General features: G+C 75.4%; 24 protein-coding genes. 10 read left to right on the plus strand and 14 right to left on the minus strand.

From position 1 onward, the window contains the following. Positions 1 to 13 precede the first annotated feature (13 nt). Positions 14 to 436, plus strand: a complete 423-nt coding sequence (locus IE287_RS33455) for an ATP-binding protein (protein WP_189853021.1) — start codon at positions 14 to 16, stop codon at positions 434 to 436. A 23-nt stretch (positions 437 to 459) separates the two neighbouring features. Here IE287_RS33455 and IE287_RS33460 read toward each other — a convergent pair whose 3' ends face one another. The 4 genes from IE287_RS33460 to IE287_RS33475 all read right to left on the minus strand — a co-directional run bounded on the left by IE287_RS33460 (position 460) and on the right by IE287_RS33475 (position 4,227). Beyond that, positions 460 to 885 (minus strand): SsgA family sporulation/cell division regulator, encoded by a 426-nt coding sequence (locus tag IE287_RS33460; protein WP_189853022.1) that lies wholly within the window; start codon positions 883 to 885, stop codon positions 460 to 462. Between the two features lie 128 nt (positions 886 to 1,013). Next, positions 1,014 to 1,427 carry an STAS domain-containing protein gene (locus tag IE287_RS33465; protein ID WP_189853023.1) on the minus strand — a complete coding sequence of 138 codons (414 nt, stop codon included), beginning with the start codon at positions 1,425 to 1,427 and terminating at the stop codon, positions 1,014 to 1,016. Further along, positions 1,424 to 2,542 (minus strand): cobalamin B12-binding domain-containing protein, encoded by a 1,119-nt coding sequence (locus tag IE287_RS33470; protein ID WP_189853024.1) that lies wholly within the window; start codon positions 2,540 to 2,542, stop codon positions 1,424 to 1,426. Before IE287_RS33470 ends, IE287_RS33465 begins: the two co-directional genes overlap by 4 nt. Beyond that, a complete protein-coding gene (locus tag IE287_RS33475; protein ID WP_189853025.1) occupies positions 2,539 to 4,227 on the minus strand; it encodes a PP2C family protein-serine/threonine phosphatase in 1,689 nt (562 codons plus the stop codon). Before IE287_RS33475 ends, IE287_RS33470 begins: the two co-directional genes overlap by 4 nt. A 485-nt stretch (positions 4,228 to 4,712) precedes the next feature. Here IE287_RS33475 and IE287_RS33480 point away from each other — a divergent pair, with 485 nt between their 5' ends. Then, on the plus strand, positions 4,713 to 4,970 hold the full coding sequence (locus tag IE287_RS33480; RefSeq protein ID WP_189853026.1) for a WhiB family transcriptional regulator: 258 nt from the start codon (positions 4,713 to 4,715) through the stop codon (positions 4,968 to 4,970). 196 nt (positions 4,971 to 5,166) lie between these two features. On the opposite strand, the gene IE287_RS33485 is transcribed toward IE287_RS33480, so the two are convergent. Together IE287_RS33485 and IE287_RS33490 are read right to left on the minus strand one after the other, a co-directional pair. Continuing rightward, entirely contained in the window at positions 5,167 to 5,613 is a 447-nt protein-coding gene (locus IE287_RS33485) for an ATP-binding protein (protein WP_189853027.1), read from the minus strand. Positions 5,614 to 5,732: 119 nt separating this feature from the next. Then, positions 5,733 to 6,941 (minus strand): PP2C family protein-serine/threonine phosphatase, encoded by a 1,209-nt coding sequence (locus IE287_RS33490; RefSeq protein ID WP_229883902.1) that lies wholly within the window; start codon positions 6,939 to 6,941, stop codon positions 5,733 to 5,735. A gap of 107 nt (positions 6,942 to 7,048) precedes the next feature. Here IE287_RS33490 and IE287_RS33495 point away from each other — a divergent pair, with 107 nt between their 5' ends. Further along, the gene (locus tag IE287_RS33495) at positions 7,049 to 7,558 is read left to right on the plus strand and encodes a MarR family winged helix-turn-helix transcriptional regulator (RefSeq protein ID WP_189853029.1); all 510 of its coding nucleotides are present in this window, start codon (positions 7,049 to 7,051) and stop codon (positions 7,556 to 7,558) included. 139 nt (positions 7,559 to 7,697) lie between these two features. On the opposite strand, the gene IE287_RS33500 is transcribed toward IE287_RS33495, so the two are convergent. The 4 genes from IE287_RS33500 to IE287_RS33515 all read right to left on the minus strand — a co-directional run bounded on the left by IE287_RS33500 (position 7,698) and on the right by IE287_RS33515 (position 15,938). After that, positions 7,698 to 8,873, minus strand: coding sequence for a PP2C family protein-serine/threonine phosphatase (locus tag IE287_RS33500; protein WP_189853030.1), 1,176 nt, complete (start codon positions 8,871 to 8,873; stop codon positions 7,698 to 7,700). Between the two features lie 55 nt (positions 8,874 to 8,928). After that, on the minus strand, positions 8,929 to 9,297 hold the full coding sequence (locus IE287_RS33505; protein ID WP_189853031.1) for an STAS domain-containing protein: 369 nt from the start codon (positions 9,295 to 9,297) through the stop codon (positions 8,929 to 8,931). A gap of 50 nt (positions 9,298 to 9,347) precedes the next feature. Further along, on the minus strand, positions 9,348 to 11,804 hold the full coding sequence (locus IE287_RS33510) for a SpoIIE family protein phosphatase (RefSeq protein ID WP_189853032.1): 2,457 nt from the start codon (positions 11,802 to 11,804) through the stop codon (positions 9,348 to 9,350). A 111-nt stretch (positions 11,805 to 11,915) separates the two neighbouring features. Next, a complete protein-coding gene (locus IE287_RS33515; protein ID WP_189853033.1) occupies positions 11,916 to 15,938 on the minus strand; it encodes a HAMP domain-containing hybrid sensor histidine kinase/response regulator in 4,023 nt (1,340 codons plus the stop codon). 329 nt (positions 15,939 to 16,267) lie between these two features. Here IE287_RS33515 and IE287_RS33520 point away from each other — a divergent pair, with 329 nt between their 5' ends. Further along, positions 16,268 to 16,495, plus strand: coding sequence for a DUF5133 domain-containing protein (locus IE287_RS33520; protein WP_189853034.1), 228 nt, complete (start codon positions 16,268 to 16,270; stop codon positions 16,493 to 16,495). 233 nt (positions 16,496 to 16,728) lie between these two features. On the opposite strand, the gene IE287_RS33525 is transcribed toward IE287_RS33520, so the two are convergent. Beyond that, the gene (locus IE287_RS33525; RefSeq protein ID WP_189853035.1) at positions 16,729 to 17,121 is read right to left on the minus strand and encodes a hypothetical protein; all 393 of its coding nucleotides are present in this window, start codon (positions 17,119 to 17,121) and stop codon (positions 16,729 to 16,731) included. Between the two features lie 117 nt (positions 17,122 to 17,238). Between IE287_RS33525 and IE287_RS33530 the strand changes: the two genes are divergently transcribed. The 3 genes from IE287_RS33530 (at position 17,239) to IE287_RS33540 (ending at position 20,905) form a co-directional block, all read left to right on the plus strand. Beyond that, positions 17,239 to 18,831, plus strand: coding sequence for an FMN-binding glutamate synthase family protein (locus tag IE287_RS33530; RefSeq protein ID WP_189853036.1), 1,593 nt, complete (start codon positions 17,239 to 17,241; stop codon positions 18,829 to 18,831). A gap of 32 nt (positions 18,832 to 18,863) precedes the next feature. After that, positions 18,864 to 20,594 (plus strand): thiamine pyrophosphate-dependent enzyme, encoded by a 1,731-nt coding sequence (locus IE287_RS33535; RefSeq protein ID WP_189853037.1) that lies wholly within the window; start codon positions 18,864 to 18,866, stop codon positions 20,592 to 20,594. Positions 20,595 to 20,749: 155 nt separating this feature from the next. Continuing rightward, entirely contained in the window at positions 20,750 to 20,905 is a 156-nt protein-coding gene (locus IE287_RS33540) for a CsbD family protein (RefSeq protein ID WP_373307957.1), read from the plus strand. A gap of 196 nt (positions 20,906 to 21,101) precedes the next feature. On the opposite strand, the gene IE287_RS33545 is transcribed toward IE287_RS33540, so the two are convergent. From IE287_RS33545 to IE287_RS33555, 3 genes are all read right to left on the minus strand, one after another. Beyond that, entirely contained in the window at positions 21,102 to 21,656 is a 555-nt protein-coding gene (locus tag IE287_RS33545) for a DUF6328 family protein (protein WP_189853039.1), read from the minus strand. Positions 21,657 to 22,508: 852 nt separating this feature from the next. Beyond that, entirely contained in the window at positions 22,509 to 22,883 is a 375-nt protein-coding gene (locus tag IE287_RS33550; RefSeq protein ID WP_189853040.1) for a ribosome maturation factor RimM, read from the minus strand. Between the two features lie 58 nt (positions 22,884 to 22,941). Then, entirely contained in the window at positions 22,942 to 23,166 is a 225-nt protein-coding gene (locus IE287_RS33555) for a DUF6458 family protein (RefSeq protein ID WP_189853041.1), read from the minus strand. Positions 23,167 to 23,515: 349 nt separating this feature from the next. Here IE287_RS33555 and IE287_RS33560 point away from each other — a divergent pair, with 349 nt between their 5' ends. The 3 genes from IE287_RS33560 to IE287_RS33570 all read left to right on the plus strand — a co-directional run bounded on the left by IE287_RS33560 (position 23,516) and on the right by IE287_RS33570 (position 25,320). Next, complete coding sequence (locus IE287_RS33560; RefSeq protein WP_189853042.1) at positions 23,516 to 24,598, plus strand: serine/threonine-protein kinase; 1,083 nt, start codon at positions 23,516 to 23,518, stop codon at positions 24,596 to 24,598. A gap of 162 nt (positions 24,599 to 24,760) precedes the next feature. Then, a complete protein-coding gene (locus tag IE287_RS33565; RefSeq protein WP_189853043.1) occupies positions 24,761 to 25,123 on the plus strand; it encodes a PRC-barrel domain containing protein in 363 nt (120 codons plus the stop codon). A gap of 50 nt (positions 25,124 to 25,173) precedes the next feature. Next, on the plus strand, positions 25,174 to 25,320 hold the full coding sequence (locus IE287_RS33570) for a hypothetical protein (protein ID WP_189853044.1): 147 nt from the start codon (positions 25,174 to 25,176) through the stop codon (positions 25,318 to 25,320). Positions 25,321 to 25,666: the final 346 nt, after the last annotated feature.

Consider the following 25,666-nt stretch of genomic DNA (forward strand, 5'->3'; position numbering starts at 1 on the left):
CGGAAGGAGCGTCATGACACAGGATCCCTCGATGAGAGCGGTCGGATGGGCACGGTCGCTGCCCGTCGGCAGCAGCGTGAAGACGGCCCGCGACTGGACCCGCGGGCACCTGGCGACCCTCGGCTGGGACCGGTCCGCGCCCGACGCGGCGGACGCGGTGGTGCTGGCCGTCTCCGAGCTGGTCACCAACGCCCACGTCCACGCCCGCAGCGACGCGCAGCTCATCCTCACCTGGGACGAGGAGTGCCTGCACGTCACCGTGCACGACGCCTCCCCCCGGGTTCCCGAGCCGCGCGGGCCCGACGACGACGCCCTGGGCGGGCGCGGCCTGCTCCTGGTCGACGCCCTCGCCGACGACGTGCGGACCCGTCCCTGCCCGCGGGGCAAGGACGTCACCGCCTGCTTCCGGCCGGCCGTACCGGGCCGGCCGGAGTGACGCGGGCGGGCCCCGCCCGCGCCTCAGAGTCCGAGGGAGGCGAAGAACGGGCCCCAGTCGATGTGGCGTTCCTCCGTGCCGGGCGGGACCAGGACGAAGGTGTCGCGCACGACGCGGGTGAGCGTCTCCACGTCGCACCGGATCACCACGCGGTGCCCCGCCGGGCCGAGCCGCAGGAGCAGCCCGCCGTCGGCGTCGGGCCACAGGTGGACCTCGCCCTCGCCGACGGGCGCCAGCGATCCGGTGACGACCGTCTCGCGGTCGAGGCGCCACACCACGGAGTCGTCGCCCAGGAGGTGGAAGGCGATGCTCAGGGCGTGGGGGTCGCGGGAGGTGTAGCCGACGGTGGTGTCGATCCGGACGGCCACGTCCGGGCCGAGCAGTTCCATGGGCACGGGGCGGGTGAGGACACGCGGTGCGGGGAGCGGCGCGACGCGGGGCTGGGACATGGGGTCCTCCGGCTGTGGGGGCGAGCGGCTGCGGTGTCCGCCTGACCCGTCCCGCCCCCGCTACACCTCGTGTCGCCCGGCCGGGTGTGCCGGTGCTGTCACGGTTCCGTGAAGGCCGTGAAGGCCCGTCAGGGACCGGGGAGCCGGGGGCCGTCCGACGTGCCGTCCGAGGCGTCGCCGTCGGATCCCGCCGCCTCGGGCAGGCCCGTCAGGTGGGCGTGGGTGCCGGTGAGCCGGAGGAGCCGGTCGAGGTGGGGCGGTCTGCGGTCGAGGTGGAGCCGCACCTCCGCCGCCGTCGCGAGCCGGTGGAGGGCCAGCAGGGCGGAGAGGCCCATCGAGTCGCAGAGGGTCAGGCGCGCGCAGTCGAGGCGGATGTCGGCGGGGGCCGCCGTCGGGTCGAGGTGGCCGCGGGCCGCGTCGAGGAGTTCGTCGGCGCTGTCCCAGGCGAGGTCGCCGGCGAGCTCGACGTGCAGGACGCCGTCGGGCGCGGGGACGGCGGTGAGGGCGAAGGGGTGGTCGGTGCCGTCGCCGGGGGCGGTCATGAGCGGGGTCCCGGGGTCGACGGCGCCGGGACGCGGACGAGGGCGCGGCGGCCGGCGGCGAGGTGGGAGCGTGCGCGGGGGAAGTCGTGCTGCGCGTCGGCGAGCAGATCGAGCGCGGCGACCAGGGCGTCCTGCCCGACGCCGCGCGCCCGGAGGACTCCGGCGGTCCAGGTGACGAAGTCGGTGAAGAGCCCGGCGTCGTCGGCGTAGAGGGACGCGGCGAGGAAGTCGACGATGTGGGCGATGTCCTCGGCGGTCCGTTCCCGCTGCCGGTCGTCGTACGCGGCGGTGGCCGGGACGGCGCCCGGGAGGCCTTCGAGGACGTGCCGGACGAGCCGGGGCCGGGCCCGCGTGACCAGGGTGTACTCCTGGTCGGAGAGGTGGGGCAGGTCGCCGGCGGCCTCGGGCCGGGCGTCCCCCGGTGGGCACGGGCCGTCGGCGAGGAGGGCGGCGGCGGCGCGGGCGTCGGGCGCCCATCCGTCGGCGCCGATCAGGCGGGCGTACCGGCCGCCGGGGCCGAAGGCGGCGCCGCCGACGAGGACGGGGAGGCCGAGGGCCTGGACGGCGCTGACGGCGGCGTGGGCGACCGGGAGGCGGACCGGCAGCGAGGAGGAGAGCGCGACGACGTCCGTGCCGCTCTGGTGCAGGTGGGCGATGAGGTGCGGGGTGGGGACGTGCGCCCCGAGGTAGTCGACGAGGAAGCCCCGGCCGCGCAGGACCTCGGCGAGGAGCCGGGCGGGCAGGGCGTGCCACTCGCCGTCGACGCAGGCGACGGTGACCCGCCGGGGCGGCTGCCCGGCCCCGCGGACGTCCGGTCCGGCGGCGGTGCCGCGGTCGGGCGAACGGTGGGCGAGGGCTCCGACGACACGGTCCTGGATGGCCGTGGCGGCGTGCTCCTGGGCGACCCCGATGCGGCCGGCGGCCCATTCGGCGCCGACCCTGGCCTGGACGGCGCCGATGACGTCGAGCAGGAGGTCCTCCGCCGGCGCCCCCGCGTCGTGGGCGTCGAGGACCGCGGCGGTGGCGGCCGCCTCGTCCCGCGCCGCGAGCGCCTCCCACAGGCGGCCGCGGGTCGTGGCGAGGTCCGGTGCGGAGGTCGTGGTGTGCGTGCTCATGCGGTGTACCTGCCCCGGGTGTGGCCGTTCACCGCGGACAGATGGGTGGTGTGCGGCGCGGTGATGGCGACGACCGCCATGTCGTCGTGCGGGCCGCGGCCGACCCAGTCGCCGGCGACCATCTGCAGCCGCTCGACGACGGCCTCGGCCGGGAGGCCCGCGCACTCGGCGAGGGCGGACCTGAGCCGGTCCTCGCCGAACATGGACGAGCCGAGCGGGCCGCCCCGGGCCTCCGTGATGCCGTCCGTGTAGAGCAGGCACGTCTCCCCGGGCGACAGGCTCACGGTCGCGGACCGGCTGGTGACCTCGGGGAGCGCGCCCACCAGGGTGCCGCCGGTGTCCACCTCCTCCACGTGGCCGGTGCCGCGCAGGATCAGCGGGGGCGGGTGGCCGGCGCTGGTCAGCCGCAGCCGCACGTGCCCGCCCGAGCGCCGCACCGAGGCCAGGACCAGGGTGGCGAAACGGGTGTGGCGGGAGGTCAGGAGGGCTCCGTTGAGCAGCTCCAGGACGGTGCGGTGGTCGCCGGCGAGGGGCATGAGTGCCTGGACGGTGCTGCGGATGCGGCCCGTCAGCACGGCGGCGTCCAGCCCCTTGCCGCAGACGTCCCCGAGGACGGCGAGGGTCTCCCGGTCGTCGTCGGCGCCGGCGTGCACGTCGTAGAAGTCGCCGCCGATGCGCTCCGTGTCCTGGGAGGTCCGGTAGCCGCCGGCGAAGTCGACGCCCCGCACGTGGTGGAGCTGCGGCGGGAGGAGCTCGGCGATCAGCGCGCGGGTGATGCGGGCCTGTTCCGCGTAGAGCCGCGCGGCCGACAGGGCGGCGCCGGCGCGGGCGGCGAACAGCCGGGCGAAGAGCTCCTCCGACGCGTCGAAGGCACGCCGTCCGCCGCGGCGCAGCAGGACCAGCACGCCCGCGGGCACGCCGTGGCCGGGCAGCGGGGTGATGACGACGGATCCGGGGGTGCCCCCGAAGCCCTCGGGCACGGCCCACGGCGGGAGTTCGGCCGGGTCGATCCACCGGGCGGGCACCGGGGGGAAGCCCTGGAGGGCCTCGGCCAGGCCGGGGACGGAGGCGGGGTCCATGGCGACCTGGCTCCGGCCGAAGCTCTCCCCCACCGCGGTCACCACGGCGTACCGGTTCCGCACGGGCGGGGAGATCACGAGCGCCGCGTCGCCGAGGTGGGCCGCGGCGAGCAGGGCCGCCGTCTCCAGGCACCGGTCCGGATTGAGCGAGGCCAGCAGTTGCGTGGACGCCTCGGCCAGCAGCGCGGTGCGCTCCTGCTCGGTCCGCAGGGCGTCCCGCGCGGCGGTCAGGTCGGAGTCGTCGACCAGCCACCAGGCCACGTCGCCGTGGCCGGACTCGGTCGGATGGGCACGCAGCAGGCGGCCGTCGTGGCGGCCCCGCAGCGGGGCCGAGCCCGCCGGGGCGGTGGCCGGGGCCGGGACGCGCGGTGTGCGCGCCGGGCCGGAGAGGCGCCGGTGGGCGTCGGCCAGCCAGCCCGGGACGACCTCGTCCAGCCAGGTGCCGACGCCCATGCGGGGGAAGAGGTCGGCCGCGGCGGCGTTGAACTCCACGACGCCGCCCTCGCGGTCGGCGACCACCGCCGGGTGGGGCGAGCGGAGCCAGGAGGTGCCTCGGGCCGCCGGGGCGGCCCGGGAGCGACCGGACTCGTCTTCGAAAACAGTCATATGCGGGGCCCGCGCGCAGTGGCCCGCCACCTTCCCACTCGACGACGGCTCGTCCTCCCACCCTCGCCCAGGGCGGGCGGCACATCAAGCGAACGTCCCCCTTCCGGTACGCACCCGCCGTTCCCCCGCCATATCCCCACCGTCCCGACACAGGAGCTTCACCTCCGGTCCGTGCGCGAAGGGTGGGGCGCGGCGGCCGGGTCCGGGCGGGAGGACGTCGTCGCGGAAGGGGTTTCGGTCCCGTGGGCGCGGTCAGACGGATCCTCCGACGTGTCCCCGTGCGGAAGGACTCCCCCGTGCCGGTCTTCCTGGTCCTGCTGTTCGGTGTCGGTGTGGCGATGGCGTGGTGGAGCGTCACGCCCGTCCCCGGCGGTCCGCGGAGGGGAGCCCGCTGACGGCCGTGGCCGCGCGCCCGGGTTTCGACCCCGGACGAGCGGTCAGGCGGACGGGGACGCGAATCCCGACTCATGTGCCAGGAGGCTCACATGGACAGCTGGCGTGCGGCCGCGGCCTGCCAGGAGGTCGACCCCGATCTGTTCTTCCCGGTGGGAATGGGCTCCCCCGCCCTCGCCCAGGCCGACGAGGCGAAGAAGGTGTGCAGGCGCTGCCCGGTGCGGCAGCAGTGCCTGCGCGCGGCGATGACCGATCCCCATCCGCCCGCGGGCGTGTGGGGCGGTCTCACCGAGGCCGAGCGGCGCTCGCTCCGGCGGCGGTCGCGCCGCGGGGCGGAAGCCCGGCACTGAGGACCCGCCCCGCCGCGCACCCCGGCACCGCGCGCCGTCCGGCGCGCCCGGTGTCGCACGCGGTTCCGTACCCACGGCGCCGCGCGCCGTCTCCGTACCACCGGTTCCGCACCCCTGGTTCCGTGCGCCGGTTCCGTGCGCCCGCTGCGGCGCGCCCCGTCGCCCGGTGGCACCGGCGGCCGGTCGCCGGGGCGGGCTACTCCGGCAGGAGGGAGAGGCGGGCACGGACCCGCTTCCCCTCCGGGGCGGGCTCCACCGTCAGGCTCTCGCAGACGGCCACGACGATCTCGACGCCGTGCTGTCCGATGCGGCGGGGGTCGTGTCCGCGGGGCACCGGGGCGGCGGCCTCGCTGTCGAAGACCGAGATCTCCAGGGCGTCCCGCCTCAGCTCCAGCAGCAGGCGGCAGGGGCCGGTCGTGTGCCGGATGGCGTTGGTCACCAGCTCGCTGACCACCAGCTGCGCCAGCTCGACCCGCTCGCCCGCCACCGGACCGGACCACGCGGCCGGCGCGGCCGCGAGGAAGTCGGCCGTGAAGGCGCGGGCGGAGGCGATCGCGCCGCCGTGGGCGGAGTCGTCGTAGACGGCGCTCGCGGACAGCGAGGGCTCCGTCGCGGCACACTCGGCGGTGATCGCGTCCGTCATGGCGCTGGTACTCCCCTCGTCCGGATGGGTCGGCGCGGCTGGGCACCTCGTACTCCGCCTTTCCCCGCATCGCGGTTCCCACACCGCCCGCCACGGGTATCACACCCGCCGATGGTCCGTCAGGGGGACGGCGGGGACGCCGCGGGCTCCCCGTCCCGCCCCGCGCCCGGCGGCCCGGGCCGGTGGCCGTGCCAGTCGAGGCAGAGCACGAGGACGCCCTCCGGAGCGCCCGGGGACGTCTCGCGCAGCGCCCGCACCACGGCCGCGGGGGCGTCCGCCCCGCTCAGGCGGCCGGTCGCCGCGACGGCGCGGGCGACCGGACCGTCCGGGGCCTCGTGCCGCCCGCCGGAGGGAGGGTCGCCCGTGCCGTCGGCCACGAAGACCAGCCGGTCGCCGGGGAGCAGGTCCAGGCGCTGGGTGGTGTAGACGGTGTCCTCGAACATGCCCAGGGGCAGTTGGCGGTCCAGCTCGATGCGCTCGGTGCCGGCGCCGCGGATCCGCCAGAGCGTGGGCGATCCCGCGTCGACCGCCTCGGCCCGGCCGTCGGCCGGGTCGAGGCGGAGCAGCAGGGCGGCGAGTGCGTGCCTCCCGCGGTACTGCCCGTAGAGCGCCTGGTCGGTGAGGCTGGCCTGGGCCACCAGGTCGAGCCCGGCCCGTCGGGCGTTGCGGACCGCCGTCAGGGCGAGGGCGCTCACCAGGGCGGCGGGGGTGCCGGGGCCGGCGCCGTCGGCGACGACGAGCTGGAGTTCGCCCTCGGTCACGCTCCAGTCGAGGAGGTGGCCCCCGGAGGTGTAGGCGGGCTCCCAGTGGGCGTGCAGGTCGAACGCCGGTCCGGCGCAGGCGCGTCCCGGCAGGGCGTCCCACTGCATCTCCCCGGCGACGCTGAGGGGGCGCGTCCTGCGGGTGCGGCGGTACAGGTCGGTGTGGCGGTCGGCGACGCGCAGGGCGTGCCCGAGCGTCTCGGCGACCCGGGCGAGGCTCGCGGTGGTCTCCGGGGTGGCCCGGTCGGCCGGGAGGCCGACGACGAGGACGCCGAGCCGGTCGCCGCGTACCGTGACGGGCAGGCAAACGGTCGCCGTGGGCCCGACATCACGGAAAAGATATGGTTGCTGGGTGTGGAAGACGCGGCCGGCGGGGCCCGCGTCCACGGGCGAGTGCGGCATCCCTGCTGGGGCCTGCACGGGCTCCACGGGGCGCAGGGTCGTGCGTCCGTAGTCGATGAGAAGCAGGTCGACGCAGGCCGCCGCGTACAGGTGCGCGAGACTGGTACGGAGGGAGTCCAGGAGGAGGTGTGGTGCCGCCCCGCGCAGTGCGCCTTCCACTGTCACGTGTCGATCCACCGGATCCGTACCGCCTTCTGGAGAGATGTGGAGATGACCGGTCCGTCGCAAGGCCGTGGTCCTCGGCCCCGGACGCCCGAGGAGTGTCGGCAGGCATGAACAGCGATCCCGACCCGTCCTCGCGGGAACCGCAGCAGACGGCCGAGGCCGCCCGGGAGCTCATCGAGCTGCTGGAGGTGCTGTGGGAGCGCGGCCGCGACATGGTGTCGGCGACACCGGTCTCGGCGAGTCAGCTGCGCGTGCTGTACAGCCTGGACCGCGAGGAGGGCATCAGCCTGCGCACGCTGGGCGAGCTGCTCGGCTCCGCGCCGCCCTCGGTGAGCCGCATGTGCGACCGGCTGGAGGCGCTGGGCTTCGTCCGGCGCCTGCCCAGTCCGGTGAGCCGCCGGCAGCTGGAGCTGCACCTGACCGTCCACGGCAAGGCGTACCTGCGGGGGCTCAGGGCCCAGCGCGAGGAGGCCCTGCTCGCGGTCATCGCGGGCATGTCCCCGACGAGCCGCAAGGCCCTGCTGCGGGGGCTCGCCGGGTTCCAGGAGGCCGTGGAGGGGAGCGGACCGACCGCCTCGTCACGCCCCCGCACGCTGAAGGGCGTCAGTTCGGCCTGAGCCGCCCGCGGCTCCGCCCCGTCCCCCCGCGGCGCCGGCTCCGGCCGGGCGCACACCGCACGTGCTCATCGCCACCTCATGGTCGTCCTCGAAGCGTTCCACCGGGCACCCGCCAGGTGTTGCCCCAAGGATACAGTTGTCACACGGCAACTGTTGACGCGGTGCCGTACCAGTCGAGGCAGACCACGAGCGCGTCGTCGTCCAGCGGACCGCCGCCGTGGTGGGCGGCGAGCTCCCGGAGCACCGCCTGCGGCACGTGGGTGGGCGGCAGCAGCCGCGTCCCGCGCAGCGCCCGGGCCAGGGCACGGTCCCCGTAGCTCTCCCCGGCGGGCGAGACGGCGCCGTACACGCCGTCGCTGCCGAACAGCAGCCGGTCCCCCGGCCGCACGGAGAACCGCTCCGTGGCGTAGGCCGTGTCCTCGAACATGCCCAGGGGCAGCTGCTCGTCGAAGCGGACGGGCTCCACCGCGTGGCCCCGCAGCCGCCACAGACGGGGCGAGCCGGCGTCCACCGCCTCGACCTCGCCCGTGGCCAGGTCGAAGCGGAGCAGGAGCACCGAGACGAAGGCGGCGCCCCGGTACTGCGCGTACACGGCCTGGTCGGCCAGCGCGGCCTGGTCCGCGAGGCCGAGGCCGGCCCGGCGGGCGTTGCGGAGGGCGTTGATCGCGAGGTTGGTCAGCAGGGCGGCCTCGATGCCCTCCCCCATGCCGTTGGTGACGGTCAGGGTCAGCCGGCCGTCCGAGACCGACCAGTCGTAGTTGTCGCCGAAGATGGCGTAGGCGGGCTCCAGATGGGCCGCGAGGGCGAACTCGGGGCGCGCGCACGAACGGCCGGGCAGGAGCTGCCACTGCATCTCCGCCGCGAGCGTGAGCCGCGTCGCGCGCCGGGCGAGGACGTACAGGTCCGTGTCGCGCTCGGCCACCAGGACCTCGTGGCCGAGCGCCTCGCAGAGCTGGGCGAGCGCGGGGAGCAGCGGCCGGAGGTCCGTGTCCGGGGGCAGCACGGCCGTCAGGACGCCCAGCCGGTCCCCGCGGACGGTGACCGGCAGATGGAGCCGGAGCGACTCCGCCTCCCGCAGGACGTACGGCTCCTGGGCGCCGAAGGCACGCCCCTGCGGGCTGTCGTGGACCGGGACCGACGGGTCCGCCCCGGCGGTGCCCCCGACGAGCTGGAGCGACCGCAAGGCGTAGTCGGCCAGGCGGAGTTCCACCCCCAGCGCTCCGCAGTGCTCCCGCAGGGCGTCCTCGACGACGCCCACCAGCCGGTGCGGAGCAGCCCGGCGGAGCGCCTGCTCGATGTCGGCGATCTCCTGCACGCTCTCCCTCTTCCTCGTGGCCCGGTCCCCCGGCGGGGACCCCGCGGCCCTTCCTCTATCTCGCTCCGCCGAACGCGGCCAGCGCCTCCGCCACGCCCTCGTGCGGCGGCATCGTCGTCGTCACCCCGGTGATCTCCAGGATGCGCCGCACCGCCGGGGTCGGCGCGGCGAGGCGCAGGTCGCCGCCGGCGTCGCGCGCCCGGTGCACCGACCTGATCAGGACGTTCAGCCCCGAGGAGTCCATGAAGGCGAGGTCCGACAGGTCGAGGACGAGGTGGCACCGCCCGTGACGGAGCTGTTCCGTCAGGTGCTCCTCGAACCCTCCGGCCGTCTCCATGTCCAGCTCACCCCCCACGGACAGCACCGCCGTGCGGGCGGCGCGGATCTCGACGTCGACGTCCAGGTTCGGTTCCTGCTCGGCCATGGTCCCTGCTTTCCGGATGGGGGGCGGTCGATGGGCGGACGCGGGGGGCGTCACGACACCTGGACACCGATGACGCACGTGTCGTCGTCGGTGTCCGACTTGCTGCGGGCGAGGAGCTGGTCCAGCCGTCGTTCGAGGCCGTCGGAGGGCAGCCGGGCGACGGCGAGCAGCTGGGCGACGGAGTCGTGGACGGCGGTGTCCCGGCGCTCCACGAGCCCGTCGGTGTACATCAGCACCGTGTCGCCGGGTTCGAGCCGGAGCTCCGACTCCTCGTACTCGGCCTCCGCGAGCGCCCCCAGCAGCAGCCCCCGCAGGAGCGGCAGGTCGGCCGCGTCGTCCCCGCGCACCAGCACCGGCGGGAGGTGTCCCGCCCGGGCCCAGCGCAGGGTGCGGCGCTCGGGGTCGTAGACGCCGCAGACGGCGGTGGCCGTGACGTGGGCGGTGAGGTGGTGGGCGACGCTGTTCAGCCAGGACAGCAGCTGTCCCGGCCCCGCGCCCGTGACGGCCAGGCCCCGCAGGGCGTTGCGCAGCACCACCATCCCGGTGGCCGCCTCCACGCCGTGCCCCGCCACGTCCCCGACGCACAGCAGCACCTTCTTGGACGGCAGCACGACGGCGTCGTACCAGTCGCCGCCGACCAGCGACTCCGACTCGGCCGGACGGTAGCGCACGGCGACGTCGAGCCCCGGCGCGTCGAGCGGCGGCTTGGCCGGCGGCATGATGGCGTGCTGGAGCTGGAGGGTGAGCCGGTTGCGCTCCTCGGCCGCCTCCTCCGTGGCGACCAGCCGGTCGCGGGTGGCCGTGAGGGCGACCTCGGTCCAGTGCTGCGCCGAGATGTCCTGGTAGGCGCCGCGGACCGCCTGGAGGCCGCCGTCGGTTCCCAGCGCCGGTTCGGCCGTCACCCTCAGGTGCCGCGTGACCCCGTCGTGGCGGAGCATGCGGAAGGCCGTGGAGCTCACCCGCCGCTGGTACAGCACCGTCTGGAGGAAGCGCCGGATGGTGTCCGCGTCGTCGGGGTGGGCGTGCGCGGCCAGGTCCCGCAGGGCGACCGGCGGCTCGGTCGTCCGGCGGCCGAAGAGCTCGAAGAGCTGCCCGTGCCAGGTGATGTCCCCGGTGACGACGTCCTCCTCGAAGGCGCCGACCCGGCCGAGCCGCTGGGCGTGCTGGAGCAGGCTCGCGAGGCGCGCCGACTCGTCCTCGACGCGCCAGATGAGCAGGACGCTCCCCCCGTGCCGGCTGATGCTGATGTCGGCGAGCGAGGTGAGCGGCACCTGGTCCACCAGGGAGGTGAGCCGGGTGCGCCGGGCGCGGAACGGCTCGCCCGTGGCGTGGACCCGCTCGATCCGGTCGAAGAGGTCGCCCCCGCCGGCCGTCGCGGGGTACGCCTCCAGGAGCAGCGCCCCGTCGACGGAGCCGCGGGGCCGGCCGGCCGGGTCCTGGAAGTGCGCGTTGACGTGCCGGATGCGGAAGTCGACGAGCCGCCCCGCCTCGTCCAGGTGAGGGGTCAGGACGAGCGCGGGGTCGTAGAGGCCGTCGGAGAGCGCGGCCAGCTCCGGCGCCCCGTCGCCGGCGGCGAGGTCCGGGACCGCCCGCGGGGCGTCCCCGGGCAGCGCCTCCAGGGTGTGGGCGCAGAGCTCGGCGAGCGCCTCGACCTGGCGCTCCACCGCCTGCGGCTGGGGGTCGAGCGGCCGGGCCCAGCAGATCTCCAGGACGCCGTGGATGCGGCCGCCGGTCCCGGCGGGGACCACGACCCGGCCGCCGTCGGGGTGGCGCGCGCGTCCGATCGAGGGGATGCCCGCGGCCGACAGGGAGGGGTACCAGACGGTGCGGCGGCCGGTCAGCGCCTGACGGGCCGCCGTGGTCACCCCCGGGGGGACGTAGTGCCAGCGGGCCGCCTCGTCGGCGCCGAAGCCGGCGTGTCCGCGCAGGCTCAGCGAGGCGTCCGGACCGGTGGTCCAGATCGCCACGGCGACGGCGCCCAGCGGTTCGAGGGCGTGCGTGAGCAGCGACTCGGCGACGGCCTGGGTGTCGCCCGCGCCGAGCGCCGCGCTCTCCGCCGTCCGCAGCCGCACCGCGACCGAGGCGGCGGTGCCGGGCTCGGCGACGTTCGTCCGCACGAACGCGTCCGCGGCCTCCGCGACCCGGTCGCGGGCCGCCTGGTTGATGATGTCCGCGGCCAGCTCCAGCCGGGACAGCCCGGCCCGGTCGGCGAGCTCCGCGAGGTGCCGGGCCGCCTGGGCGGGACCGCAGCCCAGGCGCTCGACGAGGACTCCCTTGGCGAGTTCGACCAGGGCGCGCCCCTCGGACGCGGCGTGCGCGGCGCGCACCTCGCCGCGCAGCCGCTCGACCGTGGCGGCCAGCCGGCCGTCGACGAGCTCGTCGACGGCCGGGGCCGGCCCGCCGCCGGCGGTGGGCGGGGCCGTCGCGTCGGGTGTTCCGGGGGACGGGGCGGCCCGGCCGGGGAGGCCGGTGGACGGAGCTCCGTCCTGGTGGCGGGGGCCACTCACGTCGGCGACTCCTCGGTCAGGGCGGCCCGGGGGCCGCCGTGCGGGCGGGGGCGGGACGCGCCGGACCGGCGCCCCGCGACGCGGCGCGGGACGGCGTGGACGCGCGCGGGGCTAGCCATCGTTCAGCCAGCGCCCGACGCAGGCGATGAGCTCGTCGGCGTCGACGGGCTTGGTCACGTAGTCGCTGGCCCCCGACGCGAGGCTCTTCTCGCGGTCGCCGGGCATGGCCTTGGCGGTGACCGCGATGACGGGCAGGTCGGCGTACTGCGGCAGCTCCCTGATCCGTGCCGTCGCCGTGTAGCCGTCCATCTCCGGCATCATCACGTCCATCAGGACGAGGGCGACGGACCGGTTCGCCAGGAGCGTCTCGATCCCCTTCCGGCCGTTCTCGGCGTGCAGGACCGTGATGCCGTGCAGCTCCAGGATGCCGCTGAGGGCGTAGAGGTTGCGGGCGTCGTCGTCGACGACGAGCACGGTCCGGCCGTGCAGCGTGGTGTCGATGGCCTGGGGCGCCGGGGCCCGGTGGTCCCCGCGCACCAGCGGCACGACGTCGCCGGGCTGCTCCGCGGACAGGTGCAGGGCGATCCGCTCGCGCAGCTCGTCGAGGCTGGAGAGGAGCTCCAGCGGGCGGCGGCGGGCGAGCTCCTGGAGGGCGCCCTCCTCGTCGGCGGGGAGCCGGCGGTTGTTGTGGGCGAGGACGGGGACGGTGCGCAGCGCCTCGTCTCCGTCCATGGCGTCCAGGAGGCGCAGGGCGTCGCCGTCGGCCATGTCGACGTCGAGCACGACGCAGTGGAACGACTGGGTGGCGAGCGCGGTGGCGGCCTCCTGCGAGCCGGCGACCGCGATCAGTTCGATGTCCGTCCGCTCGGCGTGCCCCCCGTCGGCGTCGAGCTGCGTGACCGCGTTCTCCGCGACGACGGCGAGGAGGCCGCGCGGGCGCTCCTCGATCACGAGGAGGCGCCGCGCCGGACGGGCGGGGGCCGTGCCGGGACCGGCGGGCAGGGCGATCGCGGTGCCGCGGACGGGTGCCGGGACGGCCGTGGCGGCCTCCGCCGAGAGGGCCGCGGGGGCGGGCCGCTCGGTGAAGTCGGTGCGGGTGACGGGCAGGTAGAGGGTGAAGGTGCTGCCCTCGCCGACGGCGCTCGACACGGTGAGGGCGCCGCCGAGCAGGTAGGCGATCTCGCGGCTGATGGAGAGCCCCAGGCCGGTGCCGCCGTACTTCCGGTTGGTCGTGCCGTCGGCCTGCTGGAAGGCCCCGAAGATGGCCTCCAGGTTCTCGGTCGCGATGCCGATGCCGGTGTCCCTGACGCGGAAGGCCACGACGGGGCCGCCCCGGTGGACCGAGGCGGGCAGTTCGCCGTCCGCCGCCGGTTCGATGCGGAGCGCGACGCTGCCGTGCTCGGTGAACTTGACCGCGTTCGACAGCAGGTTCCGCAGCACCTGCCGGAGCCGGGTGTCGTCGGTGATGAGGTCGACGGGGACGCCGGCGGCCGTGGAGACCGTGAAGGCGAGGCTCTTCTGTGAGGTGAGGGGGCGGAAGGTGGCCTCGACGTAGTCGAGGAGCCTGCGCAGGGGCACCCGCTCCGGGTTGAGGTCCATCTTCCCGGCCTCGACCTTGGACAGGTCGAGGATGTCGTTGATCAGCTGGAGCAGGTCGGACCCGGCCGAGTGGATGATGCCGGCGTACTCGACCTGCTTGGCCGTGAGGTTGCGGGTCGGGTTCTGGGCCAGCAGCTGGGCCAGGATCAGCAGGCTGTTGAGCGGGGTGCGCAGCTCGTGGCTCATGTTGGCCAGGAACTCGGACTTGTACGTCGAGGCCAGCGCGAGCTGCTGGGCGCGGTCCTCCAGCTCCTGCCGGGCCTGTTCGATCTGGAGGTTCTTGGCCTCGATGTCGCGGTTCTGCGTGACGAGCAGGGCCGCCTTCTCCTCCAGCTCGGCGTTGGAGAGCTGGAGCTCCTCCTGCCGCACCTGGAGCTCCTCGGTGCGCGAGCGGAGTTCGCCGGCCAGCCGCTGGGACTCGTCCAGCAGTTCGTCGGTACGGGCGTTGGCGACGATCGTGCTGAGGTTGACGCCCACCGTCTCCATGAGCTGTTCCAGGAAGTCCCGGTGCACGGAGGTGAAGGGGGTGAAGGACATGAGCTCGATGACGCCGAGCACCTGGTCCTCGACGACGACGGGCAGCACCACGAGGCTGCCCCGGGCCGTGCTGCCGAGTCCCGAGGAGATGGTGACGTAGTCGGCGGGGACGTTCTCGGCGGCGATGGTGCGGTGGTTGCGGGCGGCCTGTCCGACGAGCGACTCGCCGAGCCGGAAGCGGGCCCGGCCCCGGTCGTCCGCGGGGCGTCCGTAGGAGCCGACGAGGCCGAGCTCGACGCCGTCCGCCCCTTCCTCGGCCAGGTAGAAGGCGCCGTACTGGGCGGCGACGAGCGGGGTCAGCTCGTCCATGACGAGCTCGGCGACGACGGCCAGGTCCCGGTGGCCCTGCATCAGCGCGGACATCCGGGCCAGGCTGGACTTCAGCCAGTCCTGTTCCTGGTTGGCCCGCGTCGTCTCGCGCAGGGAACCGACCATCGCGTTGATGTTGTCCTTGAGCTCGGCGACCTCGCCCGACGCCTCGACGGTGATCGAGCGGGTCAGGTCGCCCTCGGCGACGGCGCTCGCGACCTCGGCGATGGCGCGAACCTGTCGGGTGAGGTTCCCGGCCAGCTCGTTGACGTTCTCGGTCAGCCGCTTCCAGGTCCCGGAGACGCCCTCGACCTCGGCCTGGCCGCCGAGCCGGCCCTCGCTGCCGACCTCGCGGGCCACGCGGGTCACCTCGGCGGCGAACGAGGACAGCTGGTCGACCATCGTGTTGATGGTCGTCTTGAGCTCCAGGATCTCGCCGCGGGCGTCCACGTCGATCTTCCTGGAGAGGTCGCCGTTGGCGACGGCGGTGGTGACCTGGGCGATGTTCCGGACCTGCCCGGTCAGGTTGTTCGCCATGGAGTTGACGTTGTCGGTCAGGTCCTTCCAGGTGCCGGCCACGTTCGGCACCCGGGCCTGGCCGCCGAGCCGGCCCTCGGTGCCGACCTCGCGGGCGACCCGGGTCACCTCGTCGGCGAAGGCCGACAGGGTGTCCACCATGGTGTTGATCGTGTCCGCGAGGGCCGCGACCTCGCCCTTGGCCTCGACGGTGATGCGGCGGGAGAGGTCGCCGCGGGCGACGGCGGTGGCCACCTGGGCGATCGAACGCACCTGCCCGGTGAGGTTGGACGCCATCACGTTGACGTTGTCGGTCAGGTCCTTCCAGGTGCCCGAGGCGCCCCGGACGGTGGCCTGCCCGCCGAGGTTGCCCTCGGTGCCGACCTCTCGGGCGACGCGGGTCACCTCGTCGGCGAAGGCCGAGAGCTGGTCGACCATCGTGTTGATGGTCGTCTTCAGCTCCAGGATCTCGCCCCGGGCGTCCACGTCGACCTTCTTCGACAGGTCGCCGCCCGCGACCGCGGTGGCCACGTGGGCGATCGCCCTCACCTGGGCGGTGAGGTTCCCGGCCATCGAGTTGACGGAGTCGGTCAGGTCGCGCCAGGTGCCGGAGACGCCCTTCACGTCGGCCTGACCCCCGAGGATGCCCTCGGTGCCCACGTCACGGGCCATGCGCGTGACCTCGTCGGCGAAGGCCGAGAGCTGGTCGACCATCGTGTTGATGGTGTTCTTCAGCTCCAGGATCTCGCCCTGGGCGTCGACGTCGATCTTCTGGGAGAGGTCGCCCTTGGCGACCGCCGTGGCCACCTGGGCGATGTCGCGGACCTGGGTGGTGAGGTTGCCGGCCATCGCGTTCACCGAGTCGGTGAGGTCGGCCCAGGTGCCGGAGACGCCGGGCACGGCGGCCTGCCCGCCGAGCGTCCCCTCCGTGCCGACCTCGCGGGCCACCCGGGTCACCTCGGAGGTGAACAGGGAGAGCTGGTCGACCATCCCGTTGAACACCCGGGAGATCTCGCCCATCAGGCCGTCCGCCTCGTCGGGCAGACGGGTGCCGAAGTCACCGTCCCGCACCGCCGTGAGCCCGGCCAGGAGCTGCCGGAGCTCGGGCTCGCCCACGGCGGCCGGCCCGGGCCGGCCCCTGCTCGAGGAGCCCTTGGTCGTCGTCTCAGACATGCCCCATCCTCGTTCCCCACCACGTTCACTCACGGACCGTCAGGCCTCGGTCACGGACCGGGCGCCCGCTCCCCCGGGGCGGTTCCGGCTGCCGCAATCGTTGCCGTACGGCAATCATGACGACATTACCCCTCCGTGATCGACGGGAGGAGGCCGGTGCCTCCCCATACGGCCGGATCCCGCCGTCGGCCCGGTCCCCGGGGGTGTGCGGAGGCGGGGCGGGCCGCTCCGGACGGAGGACCCGGGGCGGTGCGCGCATGGGACGCCGCGGCCGGGGTACACGCGCGTCGAACCGGGCGGCCCGGCCCCGGCGACGAGGGGAGCAGTACGTGTTGATGGCCCATCCCGTGGTCCTGCGCAATCTCATCGAGCAGTACGAGACGCTCAAGGTGCTCCGGGCGGAGAACGGCGGCGAGGAGGTGCGCCGGCGCCTGGACGACGTCGCGTACACCCTCTGCGTCTCCACCGGCACGCGTGACGTGGACGCGGCACTGATCGCGGCCCGCCATCGGCTGCCGGGCGCGCGCACCGAGGACGACTCGGTCCTCAGCGCCTGAGCACGCGACCGGGCCCGGCACCTCCGCCAGGAGGGTGCCGGGCCCGGTCGCGTCGTGGAGGGGCGGGGACCGGCCGGACGGCGAGCGGGCCCGCGCCCGACGGGAAAAGAGGAAGGGAAAAGGCGGGGCCCCGTGCCTCGGGAGCCCCGCGCCTCAGGGACGGCCTGCCTCAGGGACCCCGCGCCTCAGGGGCCCCGCGCCTCAGGGACGGCCTGCCTCAGGGACCCCGCGCCTCAGGGGCGGCGTGCGAGGAGCAGGGCCACCGGCCCGAGGCCGCGGCGGGCCGCACGGCGTCCGGCCCGCCGTCCCCACACGTGGGCGAGGGCGAGCGCGGCGGCCGCGCCCGCGACCGCGCCGCCCGTCGCCGCCCGGTGGGCGCGCGCGCCGCTCCACAGGCCGCTCCCGGCACCGCGGGCCGCGTACGCGGCGGCACGGGCCTTCTCGGCGAACGGGGCGGGGAGGAGCCGCAGCTCCCCCGGGCTCCCCGGGGGGTGCCGCTCCTCCACGTCGGGGTCGTCCGACCGCACCAGGTCGGGGTAGTCCCGGGCCAGGTCGGGGTAGTCCGGCACGGCCCACGGGCCGGCCCAGGGGAACTGGTTCCGTTCGCTGTTCTCCGAAGCGCTCATGGGGATCGTCTCGCCGGACACGCCCGCGCCAAACCTGGTGTGCCGCGCCGCCGGCCCTCCCGCGCCGGCCCGTCGCCGGGGCGCTTGGCCGCGCCCGTCGGGGACAGACGACCGCCCATGGTGACGTTTCTGCTCGTGGCCTGCCCCGCACTCGCCGCTCTCGCCACCGGCCTCGCGGCCGTCCTGGCGTCCCCGTGGTGGTGGTGCGCGGCCGGCCCCGCCCTCCTGCTCGCCGCGGTCGCGTCGTACGACGTCCTCCAGCGGCGCCACTCGATCCTGCGCAACTACCCGGTCCTGGGGCATCTGCGGTTCGCGATGGAGGCGATCCGCCCCGAGGTGCAGCAGTACTTCGTCGAGGGGAACGTCGACGGCGTGCCCTTCGACCGGGACACCCGCTCCATCGTCTACGAGCGGGCGAAGGGGACGGACGCCGAGGACCCCTTCGGCACGGAGCTGGAACTGGACCGGACCGGCACCGAGTACCTGGTCCCGTCCATGGCCCCGCGTCCGGTGCCCTCCGTGCCGCCCCGGGTCCGGATCGGCGGCCCGGGGTGCGCCCGGCCCTACGACATGGCGCTGCTCAACGTGTCGGCGATGAGCTTCGGCTCCCTGTCGGGCCGGGCGATCCGCGCCCTGAACGAGGGCGCCCGGCGCGGCGGCTTCGCCCACGACACCGGCGAGGGCGGGATATCCGAGCACCACCTCGCCCCCGGCGGCGACCTCGTCTGGGAGATCGGGACGGGGTACTTCGGCTGCCGTACCGAGGACGGCGGCTTCGACCCCCGGCGGTTCGCCGAGCGGGCCGCCCTCGACCAGGTCGCCTGCGTCCTGCTGAAGATCAGCCAGGGCGCCAAGCCCGGCATCGGGGGCGTGCTGCCCGCCTCCAAGGTCAGCCGGGAGATCGCCGCGGTCCGGGGCGTCCCCGAGGGCCGCACGGTGATCTCCCCGCCGTACCACCGCGTCTACCGCACCCCCCGGGAGCTCGTGCGCTTCGTCGGCCGGATGCGGGAGCTGTCCGGCGGCAAACCGGTCGGCTTCAAGCTGTGCGTGGGGGCGCGCCGCGACTTCCTCGCCGTCTGCAAGGCGATGCTGGAGGAGGGCGTCCTGCCCGACTTCATCGTCGTCGACGGGGCGGAGGGCGGCACCGGGGCCGCCCCGCTGGAGTTCGCGGACACCGTCGGCCTCCCCCTCACCGAGGGCCTGACCACGGTGCACCGGGCCCTCGTCGGCACGGGCCTGCGCGACCGGATCCGGATCGGCGCCTCCGGCAAGATCGCCACCGGCGCGGACATCGTCAAGCGGCTCGTCCAGGGCGCCGACTACACCAATTCCGCCCGGGCCATGATGTTCGCCCTCGGGTGCATCCAGGCCCAGCGCTGCCACACCGGCACCTGCCCGGTCGGCGTCGCCACCCAGGACCACCGGCGCGCCCGCGCGCTCGACGTCGAGGACAAGGCGCAGCGGGTCCGGCGCTTCCAGGAGGCGACCGTCGCGAGCGCCCTGCAGCTCATGGCCGCCATGGGCGCCGACGGCCCCGGCGACCTCGGGCCCGGGATGCTCCTGCGCCGGGTCGGACCGGACGCGGTCAGATCCCACGCCGAGCTGTACGAGCCGCTCGGCCCCGGGCAGCTCCTGGCGTCCGCATCGGTGCCCCCGTCGTGGGCAGGCGACTGGAAGGCAGCACATCCGGACCGGTTCACCCTCCGGTGAACCGGCCGGCGACCTCCGTGAAGGGAGACCCCATGACCCGTACCGTCGCACAGGTGATCGTCGACGGTCTGGCGGACCTCGGCGTCGGCCACGTCTTCGGCGTGGTCGGCGACGCCCTCAACCCGCTGACCGACGCCATCAGGACCACCGAGGGCATCGAGTGGACGGGATTCCGGCACGAGGAGGCGGCGGCCTTCGCCGCCGGGGCGCGGGCCCAGCTGTCGGGCGAGCTCGCCGTCTGCATGGGCACGGTGGGACCGGGCTCGGTGCACCTGCTCAACGGACTGTACGACGCGGCCAAGAGCGGGGCGCCGGTCCTGGCGGTCTGCGGCCAGGTGCCGCTGTCCGAAATGGGCGGCGACTACTTCCAGGAGGTGGACAACGACCTCCTCTTCCGCGACGTGGCCGTCTACCGGGCCACCGTGACCTCCGCCGACCAGATGCCGCGGCTGCTGGAGTCCGCGGTGCGGGCCGCCGTGACCCGGCGCGGCGTGGCGGTGCTGACCGTGCCCGGCGACCTCGGCGACCGGAAGGTCGAGGAGGACCGCCCGCCCCGGTTCGCGCTGCCCCGCCCGGCCGTCACCCGCCCCGACGACCCGGCGCTCGCCGAGGCCGCCGAGACGATCTCCCGGGGCTCCCGGGTGACCCTCCTGGTGGGACGCGGCGCCCGGGACGCCCGGGAGGAGGTGCTCCGCACCGCCGAGCTCCTCTCGGCGCCGATGGTGCTGACCCTGAAGGGCAAGGAGGGCTTCGAGGAGGACAACCCGTACGAGGTGGGCCAGACCGGACTCATCGGCAACCCGGCCGCGGCCCGGGCCATGGAGGAGTGCGACACGCTGATCCTGCTGGGGACCGACTTCCCCTACCGGGACTGGTATCCGCAGGACTGCCGCGTCGTGCAGATCGACGTCCGGGAGGAGCACCTCGGCCGCCGCGTCCCGGTGGACGTCGGTCTCGCCGGCGACGTGGGCGCGACCCTGCGGGCCCTGCTGCCGCTGCTCTCCCCCGTCGCCTCGCGGGACCACCTCGACGGGGCCCGCGAGCGGTTCGCGCGCTGGGAGGAGGGCCAGGCGGACCTCGCCGACCCCGCCCACGACAAGCGGCTGCTCGGGCGGGTGCGGGCGATGTTCGACAACCGGGTGGAGGAGATCCGTCCCGAGGCCCTCGCGGCCGCCGTGGACCGGCACGCGGACCGCGACGCGATCTTCACCTCCGACACCGGCATGGCCACGGTGTGGCTCTCGCGGTTCGTGCGGATGCGCGGGGAGCGTAGGCTCATCGGCTCGTACAACCTGGGCTCCATGGCCAACGCGATGCCCCAGGCCATCGGGGCCCAGCTGTGGGCGCCGGACCGCCAGGTGGTGGCCTTCTGCGGCGACGGCGGCCTCGGCATGCTGCTCGGCGACCTGATGACCATCCGCTCCGAGCGCCTGCCGGTGAAGCTCGTCGTCTTCGACAACCGCCGGCTGGGCATGGTCAAGCTGGAGCAGGAGCAGGCCGGGCTGCCCGAGTTCGGGACGGTCCTCGACAACCCCGACTTCGCGGCGGTGGCCCGGGCCCTCGGGCTGACCGGCATCCGCGTCACCGAGCCGGGCGAGCTGGACGACGCCGTCCGCGAGGCGCTGGCGCTGCCCGGCCCGGTGCTGCTGGACGTGGTGACCAATCCCGCGGAGGTGGCCGTGCCGGGCAGGCCGACGGTGTCGCAGGGGTGGGGCTTCGCCATCGCCAAGATCAAGGAGAACCTCCCGTCGGGCACCGGCTGAGCCGGTACGCCGGATTCGGGAGGTTTGTTCCCGCCGTCAGCGGTCAGGCGTCCTTGTGCCAGATGCATCAGATGCACCAGGTGCGTCAGGCATGGCAGACGCGTCAGAGGTGTCGTACCGAGAAGGAGTGGTTCCTCGTGTCCGGTGAGAAGAAGATGAAGGCCAAGGGCGAGCAGGCCAAGGGCAAGGTCAAGGAGGCGGCCGGCCGGATGACCGGCGACGAGCGCCTGGAGGCCGAGGGCCGGGCCGAGCAGGCCAAGGGCGACGCGCGCACCGCCAAGGAGAAGGCGAAGGACGCCTTCAAGCACTGATCCCACGGACCCCCGTACGGAACGGAGGGGCGGCCCGCCGGTCGGCGGGCCGCCCCTCCGTCGCGCCCGGGCCGGTCCGGACCGGAGCCGGACCGAAGCCGGATCGGATGATGGGCCCGGATCGGATGGGCCCGGATCGGCCCGGGCCGGTCCGGACCGAGTCGGCCCGGACCGGCCCGGACCGGAAGGCGTGAGGTCAGTCGTCGGTGGTGTAGTGCGAGCGGACCCACAGGGGCAGGGCGAACCAGCAGACCAGGTACCAGGCGAGGACGCCGGCGACCAGCCAGGGCACGTACGGGTCGTGCGTCGCCACCCTCAGGATGAGGAACAGGGCGGTCGTCAGCGTCGCGAGGAGGAGCAGGATGCCGGCGAAGGTGAGCCGGGAGGCCCAGGCGACGGCCTGCGGCTTGACCTGTCTGCCGGAGACGATCCGGTGGAAGGAGACGGGTCCGATCAGCGCGCCCGTCGCCAGCGAGCCGAGGACGACGGTGACCAGGTAGATCGTCTTGTCGGTCTGCGCCAGCTCGTGGAAGAGCGGGGTGAAGACCACGGTGAGGAGGAAACCGAGGAGGATCTGGACGCCGGTCTGGGCGACCCGGATCTCCTGCAGGAGCTCCTGCCAGCGCCGGTCCGCGCGCTCCTCCTCCGTCTCGCCCCGTCCGCCCGCGCGGGTGCCCCGCCCCCCGGCCTTCCCGTCGCCTTGCGAACCGTCCCGCTCGCCCCGCGGCGTACCGCCGTTGTGTCCGTCCATGAAGAACCTCCTCTGAGTACGTGGGGCGGGAGCGGACCCCGCACCACCCTGGTCCGGCGGCGCTCCGCCCATCATCGGGCGCGAGGACCCCGGCGGCGGCGCGCCGCGCGGTCCGCACGGCGCGCCGCCCGTTCCGTCCGCGCGGCGCGACGGAGGTCGCGGCGGGAGGATGCGTACGGCTCCCGCCGCTCCGGTCCGTGGCGCTGGGGCCGTCGGACGGAACCGCGGCCTTCCGGGACGGGACCGTCACCGGAAGCCGTGCCGGGGCGTCACCGCTCGTGTCGGAGACGCCGCCGGAAGTCGTGTCGGGGGCGCCGCCGAGCGGATCGGGGACACCACCGGAAATCGTGTCGGGGGCGCCGCCGAGCGGATCGGGGACACCACCGGAAGTCGGGGCACGGGCCGCCGTCGGTGGAAGGCGGGGTGCCCGTGGAAAGCGTGCCGGGGCCGCCGGGCGGTCGGGCCGCCGGGCGGCACCGTGGCCGCCGCTCCCCTCCGCCTCGCCGCCGCGGTCCCCGAACGGGCGACCGCCCCGGCACCGGAAGGGGGGAACGGGTGCCGGGGCGGTCGAGAGACCGCCGGCCCGCGGCGTGGGGGGTGGCCGCGAGCGGGGCGGTGGGAGGGCAGTCCCATGCGCTCCTCCACCCGCCTACCCGCCCCTCACGCACCCATTCCGGGTTTTTCCCGAGGCGTGTCGGGGGCGTGCGGAGGTCCGGGCACCGCCGCCCGGCCCGTGGCGGCACGAGGCGGCGCGGGCAGGACGACGACTCGTCCGGCCCGCGCCGCCTCGTGCCGCCGGTCCCTGGCGCGGACTCTGCCCGCACGGCCCGCGGCCGTTCCTCCGCCGGTCCGTCAGATGGGCCCCATGCCGCCCGAGAAGGGCCAGTTCGGGCGGTAGTACTGCCCGATCTCCTCGCGGTACTGGCGGTCGGCGAGGTGCTTGTCCGAGACGAACTCGGGCGAGTCCTTCACCTGTTCCTTGGAGAGGGCGAGGTGGAGGACCTGCTCCTCCAGGTCGACGCGGGTCACCGTGCTCGCCGGGATCAGCACCTCCTTGCCGAAGATCCAGACGCCCGTGTCCACGACCAGGTAGGAGTCGTCCACCTCGTCGGAGTGCTTGTCCACCTTGCCGATGTGCCCGTCGGCCGCCTCGACCCGCCATCCGGTGAGGTCGGTGCCCGCCAGGTGGCCGGACTCCGTGCTGTAGGACCACAGGGGGTCGCTCATCGCTGTCACTCCTTCGTCGCTTGTTCGTGGGTCGCGCGGCGCCGCGGTGCGGGCCGGCTCAGAGCAGGTCACGCCGGTCGTCGTCGGTGACCGCGGGTGCCACGGGCGGGACCACCATCCGACGGCGGCGAAGAACGCTCGTGTAGACGGCGGTTCCGAGGATGCCGACCGCCATCAGGATCAGGCCGACCAGGTCGAGGTCGACCGCTTCGAGTTCCCAGTCGGCCGCGAACGTGAGGATGGCGCCGACGGCGATCATGATGATGAACAGTCCCAGGCCCATGGATGCTCCTCCCTACGGGTTGGACAGCGTCCGGGTACCCGGGTCTGCGGGGATCATTCCGCCGTCTCCCGGGGGCAGTTCGGTACGCGTCCCCGCCCGGCCCCCGCGCACGTCCGTGCCCTCCGCCCCCGCGCCCGCCCCGTGCCCTCCGCCGCCCGCACGGTTCCCGCTCCTCGGCCGCGCTTCCTCCCGCCCCGCCGTCCGCACGGCTCCCGCTCCTCGGCCCCGCCGGGGATGTTCATGGACCGACGGGGCACGCGACAGGCGCGGGCCCGCGCACGCAACGGCGGGCGACCGCCCCGTCGATCGGCCCGCCGGCCGCCGCCGGCCCCACCCCCGAGGAGCACCGATGCAGGTCCGCGCGAGGCACGCCCAGCCGCACCCCACGCCGACGGAACGCCCCGTCGCCGGCCGGTACCGGCTCGAACGCCTGCTGGGCCGCGGCGGCGCCGCGGACGTCTACGAGGCGCTGGACCTGCGGCTGCGCCGCCCGGTGGCCGTGAAGGTCTTCCGCCCCTCGGAGTCCCGCCGCACCGACGTGCAGTGCGGCCAGGAGGCGCGCCTCCTGGCCCGGATGCACCACCCCGGTCTGGTGACGCTCTACGACACCGGCGACGACGGCGGACGGCCCTTCCTGGTGCTCCAGCTCGTCCGCGGGACGACCCTGCGGCGGCGGATAGCCCGCTCGGCGCTCACGCCCGCCGAGACCTGCCGGACGGGCGCCGTCCTCGCCTCGGCCCTCGCGCACGTCCACGCCCGCGGGGTCGTCCACCGCGACGTCAAGCCGTCGAACATCCTGCTGGACCGGGCGGACGCCCCGCACCTCTCGGACTTCGGCATCTCCCGCCGCTTCGACACGCCCGCGGACGCCGCGGACGTTGTGCCCGACAGCGCCGGCACGCTCGTCGGGACCGCCTCCTACATGGCGCCCGAGCAGGCCCTGGGCCGGTACGCGGGCCCCTCGGCCGACGTGTACAGCCTCGGCCTGGTGCTCCTGGAGGCGCTGAAGGGCGAGGCGGAGTACGGGGGAACGCCGCTGGAGGCGGCCGTGGCCCACCTGAACCGTTCCCCCGTGCTGCCGGCCGGCCTGCCCGCGGAACTCGCCCGCCTGCTGACGGCCATGACGGACCGGTCCCCCGGCGTCCGGCCCGACGCGGCCTCCTGCGCCCGGGTCCTCGCCGACCCGCGCACCGCCGGCCGCACCGCCGGACGCGCCGCCGCCCCCGGACCCGGCCGGCCGAGGCGCCGCGCCGGGGCGGCCGGGGCCGTGACGGCGACCGTGGTCACGCTCGGCCTCACCCTGACGGGTTCCCTGGGCCGGCCCGCCGGGGACGGGGCCACGCCCCCTCCCCGGCCGGGGAACGCGGACGGCTCCCGGACGGCGTCGGCCCCCCTCGCTCCCGCCCCGTACTTCCCCGGCCCGCTTTCCTGACGTCTCCTCAGAACGTTTTCTCCCGCACCGAGTCGGTCCGGACCGGCCTCCCGCCGGAGTCCCGGGACCCGGGAGGTGTGGAACGGCGGGGACGGGCAACACGGAGGGGCAGGAACCGGAGCCCGGGGACGTCCGTCCCCGACGACAGGGAAGGCGGCGGACATGGCGCACGACATGTGGACCTACGGAAAGGCCGCGGCACCCGCGGCACACCTGGATCTGACCGGGTACCGGGTCGAGGCCGCGGACGGGTTCGCGGGCACGGTCGACACGCACGAGTCGGCGGCCGGCCGCGCCCACGTCGTGGTCGACACGAGCCCCTGGCTGCCCGACCGGCGGATCGTCGTCCCGGCCGCCGTCGTGACCGCGATCGACCCGGGCAGGGAGACCCTCCACCTCGGCTGCCCCAAGCGGCTGATCGAGCAGGCCCCGCCCTTCGAGCCCGGTCCCGGCCCCGACCGGGACGACGACGACCAGCCGCACCGGATGCGGCTCGTCGACTACTGCCTGGCCTTCTTCCGGTAGGCGACGCCCCGCCGGAAGCCGTCCCGCCCACTCGACCGGAGGAGAATCCCATGACCGCACTGCTGGCACGCATCAAGCGGTTCGCCCGCGGACCGCAGGGCCGCGCCGCGACGGCGTCCGTCCGGCGGGCCGCCGCCGACCCCCGCCGGCGCGCCCAGGCCCGGCGCCTGCTCGGCAGGCTGCGCGGCCGCCACTGACGGCCGCCGCCCCCGTCCGGGGGCCGAGGGGGACGATGCCCCGCGCGACACACCGCGCGGGGCATCGTCGTGCGCGCATCGGCCGGCGGGAGGAAGGAGAAGGAGCCGGACGGGGTCCTGAGGGGCGGGGCCCGCACTGCTCCGAGACCGCCCGTGCCGGACCCCGTGCGCCCGGACCCCGCGCCCCGCCCTCCCGCGCCCGTGCCCGCGCGCCCCGGCGCCACCGCACCCCGCCGCTCGTCCCGGGGTCGAGAGGGCAGGGTCCGCAGGACGGTTGCGGGCACGCCCCGGGCCCGGCGGTGCGGGTCCCGGCCGCGGGCCCGGCCGGGCATGCCGCGGGCCCGGT

The organism is Streptomyces omiyaensis (assembly GCF_014650895.1).
In the GTDB taxonomy this organism is placed as follows: Bacteria; Actinomycetota; Actinomycetes; order Streptomycetales; family Streptomycetaceae; genus Streptomyces; species Streptomyces omiyaensis.